This is a genomic window from Hyalangium sp. (assembly GCF_035629615.1).
GTDB lineage: Bacteria > Myxococcota > Myxococcia > Myxococcales > Myxococcaceae > Hyalangium.
On sequence record NZ_DASPHO010000525.1, the window covers coordinates 1 to 8,047 of the forward strand.

Sequence of the window (8,047 nt, forward strand, 5' to 3'; positions counted from 1 at the left end):
GGCACGCGTACATCGCCTCGCTGCTGGGCATCCCGTACCTCGCCGTCGCGGTCAACAAGATGGACCTGATGGGGTTCGACCGGGAGCTCTTCGAGCGCATCGGCGCCGAGCTGGTCGGGTTCGCGCGGACGCTGGGGTTCACGCAGGTGAAGCTCTTCCCCGTCAGCGCGAGCAAGGGCGACAACATCACGCGCCCAAGCACCCGCACGCCCTGGCACGAAGGCGGCACGCTCCTGGGGTGGCTGGAGTCCCTGCCCCACCAGCGACGGCAGGACGGGGCCCCGTTCCGCTTCCCCGTCCAGTACGTGCTCCGCCCGCACCTGGACTACCGCGGGTTCGCCGGGCAGATCGCCTCGGGCACTGTGCGGGTGGGTGACGAGGTGGTGGTGATGCCCTCGCAGCGACGGACGCGGGTGGCGGCCATCGACACCTTCGAGGGCGAGCGCCAGGAGGAGAGCGCGCCGTTCTCCGTCACGCTGCGGCTGGCCGACGAGGTCGACCTGAGCCGTGGGGATGTAATCTCCCACGTCGCAGAGCCTCCCCAGGCGCTCCACCGGCTGGACGCCATGCTGGTGTGGTTCGGGGAGCAGCCGCTGGATGGCTCTCGCCGCTACCTGGTGAAGCACACCTCGCGCACCGTCCCCGCCACCCTCGAGCAGATCCTCTGGCGCAAGGACCTGGAGAACCTCACCGAGGTCCCCGCGGAGACGCTGGCGCTCAATGACATCGGCAAGGTGCGGCTGGTGTGCAAGCGCCCCCTGCTGTGCGATCCGTACCAGGACAACCGGATCACAGGGGCCTTCATCTTCATCGACGCGCTCACCCATGACACGGTGGCCGCAGGGATGATCCTCGGACCCGCGGGGGATGGAGGCAAGGCCAAGGCCGGCTCCCTCATCACCGCGCAAGAGCGTCGAGAGGAGCTCGGACAGTCGGGCGGGGTCATCCTCCTGCCGGATGCGCCCGAGGCCGAGGAGCGGGCCTTCCAGTTGGAGCGCCAGCTGTTCGATCAAGGGCGGCACGTCACGGTCGTCCGGGGTGACACGGAAGTGGCCCTGGCGCTGGCGGAGGCGGGGCTCATCGCCCTGCTCCACACCGTGGCTCCCCAGGCCCGGCGCGCGCTCCGGGATCAGCTCCGCGACGCAGGGGTGGGCGGCGTCGATCTGGAGGCCTCCGCGGATGTGAAGGCCTGGGTGCGCCAGGTGTTGTCGGCCCAGGAGACAGGCCCATGAGCTCCCTCTCCGCCAAGGGGGTGGCACGTCCCCCGGGACAGGCAGCGCCTGTCAGTCCCTTCACGAGCACGCTCCTGGGCGAGGAGCGGAGCGGGCTGCTTCAGCGGCTGGTGGAGGGACTTCCGCCCGAGATGCTCCAGTGGCTGAGCGGCTACCTCGCTGGCCTCGCTGCGCAGCGCGGCCCGCTTCAGGAGTCTGTGCCCGCGGCCGCGCCCGTGCCTCAGGCTGTCCCGGAGGCGTGGCTCACCATCATCTTCGGCACGCAGACCAACAACAGCCGCATGCTGGCCGAGCGCCTCAAGAGCCAGGCGGAGGCCTCTGGCCTCTCGGTGCGCCTCTACCGCGCGTCGGACTACCCGGTGCGGGAGCTCCAGAAGGAGCGGCTGCTCTACCTCATCATCAGCACCCAGGGGGATGGGGATCCGCCGGATGACTCGCGCGGCTTCGTCGAGTTCCTCCTGAGCAAGAAGGCTCCCAAGCTGGAGCAGCTCCGCTTCTCGGTGCTGGGACTGGGGGACTCGAGCTATCCCAAGTACTGCGAGGTGGGGCGTGTCCTCGACACGCGCCTGGCGCAGCTCGGGGCCACCCGGCTGCAGGAGCGGGCTGACTGCGACGTCGACTTCGAGCCGGTGGCCAAAGGCTGGCTCGACCACGCCGTGGGCCGCGCCGCCGAGGAGCTCGCGCCCCGGACCTCCTCGGCCGTGGTGACGCCGCTGCGCACGGCTCCCCCGGCTCCGAAGCACGGCAAGGAGGCTCCCGTCGTAGCGGAGGTCCTCGTCAACCAGCGCCTCACCGGGCGCGGGGCGAACAAGGAGACGCGGCACGTCGAGCTGTCGCTCGGGGACTCTGGCCTGACGTACGAGCCTGGGGACTCGCTCGGTGTGTGGCCGCTGAACGCCCCTGAGCTCGTCGCCGACTTCCTCTCCGTGCTCTCGGCCGATGGGGCCGCCGAGATCACCCGGGACGGGCGGAGCCTGCCCCTGAAGCAGTGGCTGACCGAGGAGCTGGAGCTCACCAAGCTGAGCCGGCCCGTCCTGGAGCGCCACGCCGCGCTCTCCAAGAGCGCGGAGCTCCAGCGCATGCTCACCCCAGAGGGCGCCGAGGCGTTCCGTGCGCTGCTCAAGAGCCACCAGATCATCGACCTGCTGCGGATCTGGCCGGCACCGTGGACCGCGGCGGAGCTGGTCCGCACGCTGCGAAAGCTGGCACCCCGGAGCTATTCGATCGCTTCGAGCCAGAAGCGTGTCGGCGCGGAGGCCCACCTGACGGTCGCGGTGGTGGACTACACCGCCTTCGGGACCCGTCACATGGGGACCGCCTCGTACTTCCTGGCCACGCGCACCGGCGATGAGGAGCGCGTGCGTGTCTTCATCGAGCCCAACGAGCGGTTCCGCGTGCCTCGGGACCCGGCCCGCGACGTCATCATGATCGGCCCTGGGACGGGAGTGGCTCCCTTCCGCGCCTTCGTCCAGGAGCGCGCCGAGACAGGCGGGAAAGGCCGCAACTGGCTCTTCTTCGGAGAGCAGCACTTCCGCTCCCAGTTCCTCTACCAGACGGAGTGGCAGGAGGCCCTGAAGAAGGGCGAGCTGCACCGGATCTCCCTCGCCTTCTCCCGGGATCAGAAAGAGAAGATCTACGTGCAGCAGCGCCTGCGCGAGGAGGGCAAGGACGTCTATGCATGGCTGGAGGGGGGCGCCCACCTCTACGTGTGCGGCGACGCCCAGCGGATGGCGCCGGACGTCCACGCGGCCCTCATCGACGTCATCTCCACCCATGGAAGCAAGAGCCGCGAGGACGCGGAGGCCTGGCTCTCCACCCTGCGCGACGAGCAGCGCTACCAGCGCGACGTCTACTGATCGGAGCACCCTATGAGCACGACCAAGCCCCCTGCGCTCTCCGACGTGGAGCACATCAAGACAAAGAGCCGCCGCCTGCGCGGGACCCTGGTGGAGAGCCTCGCCGATCCCGTGACGGGGGCGATCGCTGCCTCCGATACGCAGCTGATCAAGTTCCATGGCAGCTACCAGCAGGATGACCGGGACAGCCGCGAGGAGCGCCGGCAGCAGAAGCTCGAGCCGGACTACAGCTTCATGATCCGCACCCGGCTGCCCGGAGGCGTGTTGTCCCCGGCCCAGTGGCTCGCGCTGGACGCGATCTCGCAGCAGTACGCCAACGGGACGCTGCGGCTCACCACGCGCCAGGCCTTCCAGCTCCATGGCGTCATCAAGGGCAACCTCAAGTCCACCATGGCCGGCATCAACGCGGCGCTCCTGGACACGATCTCAGCCTGCGGGGACGTCAACCGCAACGTGATGTGCAACCCCAACCCCGTGGACTCGCGCGTGCATGAGGAGGTGTACCGCTGGACCATGCGGCTGTCAGAGCACCTGCTGCCGAAGACGCGCGCCTACTACGAGGTGTGGCTCGACAAGGAGAAGGTGGCGGGGAGCGGAGAGGAAGAGGAGCCCATCCTGGGCTCCACGTACCTGCCCCGGAAGTTCAAGATCGGCGTCGCCGTTCCCCCGCTCAATGACGTGGACGTCTACTCCCAGGATCTGGGCTTCATCGCCATCTACGAGGGGGAGCGGCTGCTGGGGTTCAACGTCGTGGTCGGTGGAGGCATGGGCGCCACGCACGGTGACGCCGCCACCTTCCCGCGCCTGGCGGACCTCATCGGCTTCATCCCCCCCGAGCAGCTCCTCTTCGTCGCGGAGAACGTGGTGAAGGTGCAGCGCGACTACGGGGACCGCACCAGCCGCAAGCACGCGCGCTTGAAGTACACCATCGAGGATCGCGGCATCGCGTGGTTCGTCTCCGAGCTGGAGACGCGGCTGGGCTTCTCCCTGCAGCCCGCGCGCCCCTTCACCTTCGAGCACAATGGGGATCTCTTCGGGTGGAAGCAAGGCCATGACGGGCGCTGGCACCTGACGCTGCGCCTGGAGAGCGGCCGCGTGGCGGACACGCCCGGTGCACGCCTGCTCACGGGCCTCAGAGAGATTGCCCGGGTGCACAAGGGTGACTTCCGGCTGACGGCCAACCAGAACCTCATCATCGCCGGCGTCCCCGCCGAGGCCCGCGCGGAGATCGACGCGCTCGTGGCAGCGCACGGCCTGGATGGCTTCCGCCGCTCCAGCCCCCTGCGCCTCAACGCGTTGGCCTGCGTGGCGATGCCCACGTGTGGCCTGGCCATGGCCGAGGCCGAGCGCTACCTACCCCAGATCGTCAGCCGGCTGGATGAGCGCCTGGAGGCGCATGGCCTCCAGAAAGAGAAGATCCTCCTGCGCATCACAGGCTGTCCCAACGGCTGTGCCCGTCCCTACCTGGCCGAGATCGCGCTCGTAGGCAAGGCCCCCGGCCGCTACAACCTCTACCTGGGAGGGGACGTGCGCGGCCAGCGGCTCAACCGCCTGTATCGCGAGAACATCGACGAAGCGACCATCCTCGGGGTGCTCGAGCCGTTGTTCGCCGCCTACGCACGGGAGCGCCGTCCCGGCGAGGGCTTCGGTGACTTCACCGTCCGCGCCGGCCATGTCTCCGCTCCTTCCTCCCCCTCTCCTTCTTCTTCGCTCTCGAGCTGACCCATGCCTCCTTCCACCCCTGTGAGCCGCTCTGGCTCCTGGCGGCGACACTCCGCCGTCCTGCTCCTGTTGCCCGGCCTCCTGCTCGCGCTGGTTGCGTGCTCGAAGCCGGGTGCTTCGTCTTCCGAGCCCATCACGCTGCTCAACGTCTCCTACGATCCGACCCGCGAGCTCTACGATGACTTCAACGCCGCCTTCGTGAAGCACTGGGAGGCGACGCAAGGGACGAAGCTCTCCATCAAGCAGTCCCATGGTGGCTCCGGGAAGCAGGCGCGCTCCGTCATCGACGGCCTGGAGGCGGATGTCGCCACGCTCGCGCTCGCGTATGACATGGACATGCTCCACGAGAAGGGGGGGCTCATCCCGAAGGACTGGCAGTCCCGGCTGCCGAACAACAGCTCGCCCTACACCTCCACCATCGTCTTCGTGGTGCACAAGGGAAACCCTCGGGGTCTCCGCGACTGGGAGGATCTCGTCCAGCCGGGCGTCGGGGTCATCACCCCCAACCCGAAGACCTCGGGCGGCGCGCGCTGGAACTACCTGGCGGCCTGGGGCTACGCGCTCCGCAAGTCGGGCGGCGACGAGGCCAAGGCCCGGGAGTTCGTCGCGAGCCTCTATCGCAACGTCCCCGTGCTGGACTCGGGCGCCCGGGGCGCCACCACCACCTTCGCCGAGCGGGGCATCGGAGACGTGATGATCGCCTGGGAGAACGAGGCGCTCCTCCTCACGGAGGAGGTGGGCAAGGACAAGTTCGAGATCATCATCCCGTCCGAGAGCATCCTCGCCGAGCCGCCCGTCACCGTGGTGGACAAGAACGCGGACCGGCGGGGCACGCGGGCGGCCGCCGAGGCCTACCTCCAGTACCTCTACTCCGAGGAGGGACAGACGATCGCCGCGAAGCACCACTATCGCCCGAGCGTCCAGGCGTTCTCCGCCAAGTTCGCCAGCCACTTCCCTCCGGTCAAGCTCTTCACCCTCCACGAGGTCTTTGGCGGCTGGAAGAAGGCTCAACAGACCCACTTCGACGACAAGGGCGTGTTCGATCAGATCTACACGCCGATGGCCCAGTAACCGAGACGTCCCCCCATGGCTCAACGCGCACGCCGCCGTATCCTCCCAGGCTTCGGGCTGTCCTTGGGGCTGAGCTGGTTCTACCTGGGCCTGCTCGTGCTCCTGCCGCTCTCCGGGCTCTTCCTGAAGACGTTCACCCTGACGTGGGAACACTTCTGGGAGACGGTGGCCTCCCCGCGCGCTGTCGCCGCCTACCAGCTCACCTTTGGGGCCTCCCTGGTGGCGGCGCTGGCCAACGCCGTCTTCGGCCTGCTCGTGGCCTGGGTGCTGGTCCGCTACCGCTTCCCAGGCAAGAGCCTGGTGGATGCGCTGGTGGACCTGCCGTTCGCCCTGCCCACCGCCGTCGCGGGGCTGACACTGACGAGCCTCTACGCCCGCAATGGCTGGTTTGGGCAGTACCTGGAGGCCGCCGGGATTCAGGTGGCCTACTCCTGGCTCGGCATCGTCGTGGCGCTCACCTTCATCGGGCTGCCTTTCGTGGTGCGCACCGTCCAGCCCGTGCTGGAGGACATCGACGCGGATGTGGAGGAGGCGGCGGCCACGCTGGGGGCCACGCCGTGGCAGACCTTCGCGAAGGTCATCTTCCCCAGCATCCTGCCGGCGCTGCTGAGCGGCTTCACCCTGGCGCTCGCGCGGGCCATCGGCGAGTACGGCTCCGTGGTCTTCATCTCCGGCAACATGCCCATGCGCACGGAGATCGTCCCGCTGCTCATCGTCACCAAGCTGGAGCAGTACGACTACGCGGGCGCGACAGCCATTGCCGTCGTCATGCTCACGGCCTCGTTCGCGCTGCTGCTGGCCATCAACCTGCTCCAGCGCTGGACCCAGCGCCGGTTCGAAGTCCGGCCTGGATAGCCCACCATGCACGTCTCCTCGCTCCTGCTCCAAAAGAGGACCCATGCCGCGGCTGGGCCAGCCGTTCTGCGCTGGCTGTTGATCGGCATGGCCCTGCTCTTCCTGGGCATCTTCCTCGTCGTCCCGCTGGTGGCGGTGTTCATCCATGCCTTCCAGAAGGGCGCCGGGGCGTACCTGACCTCGCTCGCGCACCCGGACACCTGGGCCGCCATCCGGCTGACGCTGACGGCGGCGCTGATCGCCGTCCCCCTCAACCTGGCCTTCGGGCTGGCCGCCTCGTGGCTCATCGCCCGGTTCCGGTTCCGTGGCAGGGATCTGCTCATCACGCTCATTGATCTGCCCTTCAGCGTGTCACCCGTCATCGCGGGCCTGATCTTCGTGCTGCTCTTCGGGCGGCAGGGGTGGCTGGGTCCCTGGCTGGCGGAGCATGATCTCCACGTCATCTTCGCCGTGCCGGGCATCGTGCTGGCCACGCTCTTCGTGACGTTCCCCTTCGTCGCGCGCGAGGTGCTGCCGGTGATGCAGGCCCAGGGCAGCGACGAGGAGGAGGCGGCCCTCACGCTGGGCGCGGGCGGCTGGTACACCTTCATGCGCGTCACCTTGCCAAAGGTGAAGTGGGGGGTGCTCTACGGCGTCATCCTCTGCAACGCGCGCGCAATGGGCGAGTTCGGCGCCGTCTCCGTGGTCTCCGGGCACGTGCGCGGGGTGACGACGACGCTGCCTCTGCACGCGGAGATCCTCTACAACGAGTACGACTTTGTTGGGGCCTTCGCTACCGCCTCGCTGCTGACCGTGCTGGCGGTCATCACCTTGATCGTCAAGAAGTACGTCGAATGGAGGGCGCACACGCCATGAGCGTCGTCGTCGAGCAGCTGACCAAGCGGTTCACCGCTGCAGGAACGCCGGCGGTGTCGGACGTGTCCTTTCAGGCTCCGCCTGGAGCCATCACCACCCTGCTGGGGCCCTCGGGCGCTGGCAAGTCCACCATCCTCCGCGTCATCGCCGGGCTGGAAGCGCCGGATGGAGGCAAGGTGCTGATCGATGGGGTGGACTGCACGGACGTGTCCGCGCAGAAGCGCAACATCGGGGTGGTCTTCCAGAGCTACGCGCTCTTCCGGCACATGACGGTGCGGGAGAACATCGCGTTCGGGCTCAATGTCCGCAAGCAGCCTCGGCCCGAGGTGGAAGCACGGGTGGACGAGATGCTCAAGCTCGTGCAGCTCGAGGAGATGGGGCAGCGCTACCCGGGTCAGCTCTCGGGCGGACAGCGGCAGCGCGTGGCCTTCGCGCGGGCCCTGGCCATTCGGCCCA

General features: G+C 68.5%; 7 protein-coding genes. All 7 read left to right on the forward strand.

From position 1 onward, the window contains the following. A partial coding sequence (locus VD972_RS26610; protein ID WP_324991549.1) for an elongation factor 1-alpha C-terminal domain-related protein occupies nucleotides 1-1,232 on the forward strand: 1,232 nt, incomplete at its 5' end. Continuing rightward, nucleotides 1,229-3,088 (forward strand): assimilatory sulfite reductase (NADPH) flavoprotein subunit, encoded by a 1,860-nt coding sequence (locus VD972_RS26615; protein WP_324991550.1) that lies wholly within the window; start codon nucleotides 1,229-1,231, stop codon nucleotides 3,086-3,088. The genes VD972_RS26610 and VD972_RS26615, both read left to right, overlap by 4 nt. A gap of 12 nt (nucleotides 3,089-3,100) precedes the next feature. Beyond that, nucleotides 3,101-4,810, forward strand: a complete 1,710-nt coding sequence (gene cysI, locus VD972_RS26620; RefSeq protein ID WP_324991551.1) for an assimilatory sulfite reductase (NADPH) hemoprotein subunit — start codon at nucleotides 3,101-3,103, stop codon at nucleotides 4,808-4,810. 3 nt (nucleotides 4,811-4,813) lie between these two features. After that, nucleotides 4,814-5,881, forward strand: coding sequence for a sulfate ABC transporter substrate-binding protein (locus tag VD972_RS26625; RefSeq protein ID WP_414654132.1), 1,068 nt, complete (start codon nucleotides 4,814-4,816; stop codon nucleotides 5,879-5,881). 15 nt (nucleotides 5,882-5,896) lie between these two features. After that, nucleotides 5,897-6,736, forward strand: coding sequence for a sulfate ABC transporter permease subunit CysT (gene cysT, locus VD972_RS26630; protein ID WP_324991552.1), 840 nt, complete (start codon nucleotides 5,897-5,899; stop codon nucleotides 6,734-6,736). A 6-nt stretch (nucleotides 6,737-6,742) separates the two neighbouring features. Further along, nucleotides 6,743-7,591 carry a sulfate ABC transporter permease subunit CysW gene (gene cysW / locus VD972_RS26635; RefSeq protein ID WP_324991553.1) on the forward strand — a complete coding sequence of 283 codons (849 nt, stop codon included), beginning with the start codon at nucleotides 6,743-6,745 and terminating at the stop codon, nucleotides 7,589-7,591. Then, nucleotides 7,588-8,047: sulfate/molybdate ABC transporter ATP-binding protein (locus tag VD972_RS26640; protein ID WP_324991554.1), on the forward strand; the 460-nt coding region annotated here is incomplete at its 3' end. The genes cysW and VD972_RS26640, both read left to right, overlap by 4 nt.

What these genes read in the sequence shown, in the direction of transcription:
- cysW (WP_324991553.1), top strand. Translation starts at nt 6,743, where the DNA reads ATGCACGTCTCCTCGCTCCTGCTCCAAAAGAGGACCCATGCCGCGGCT.
- cysT (WP_324991552.1), top strand. Translation starts at nt 5,897, where the DNA reads ATGGCTCAACGCGCACGCCGCCGTATCCTCCCAGGCTTCGGGCTGTCC.
- VD972_RS26615 (WP_324991550.1), top strand. Translation starts at nt 1,229, where the DNA reads ATGAGCTCCCTCTCCGCCAAGGGGGTGGCACGTCCCCCGGGACAGGCA.
- cysI (WP_324991551.1), top strand. Translation starts at nt 3,101, where the DNA reads ATGAGCACGACCAAGCCCCCTGCGCTCTCCGACGTGGAGCACATCAAG.
- VD972_RS26625 (WP_414654132.1), top strand. Translation starts at nt 4,814, where the DNA reads ATGCCTCCTTCCACCCCTGTGAGCCGCTCTGGCTCCTGGCGGCGACAC.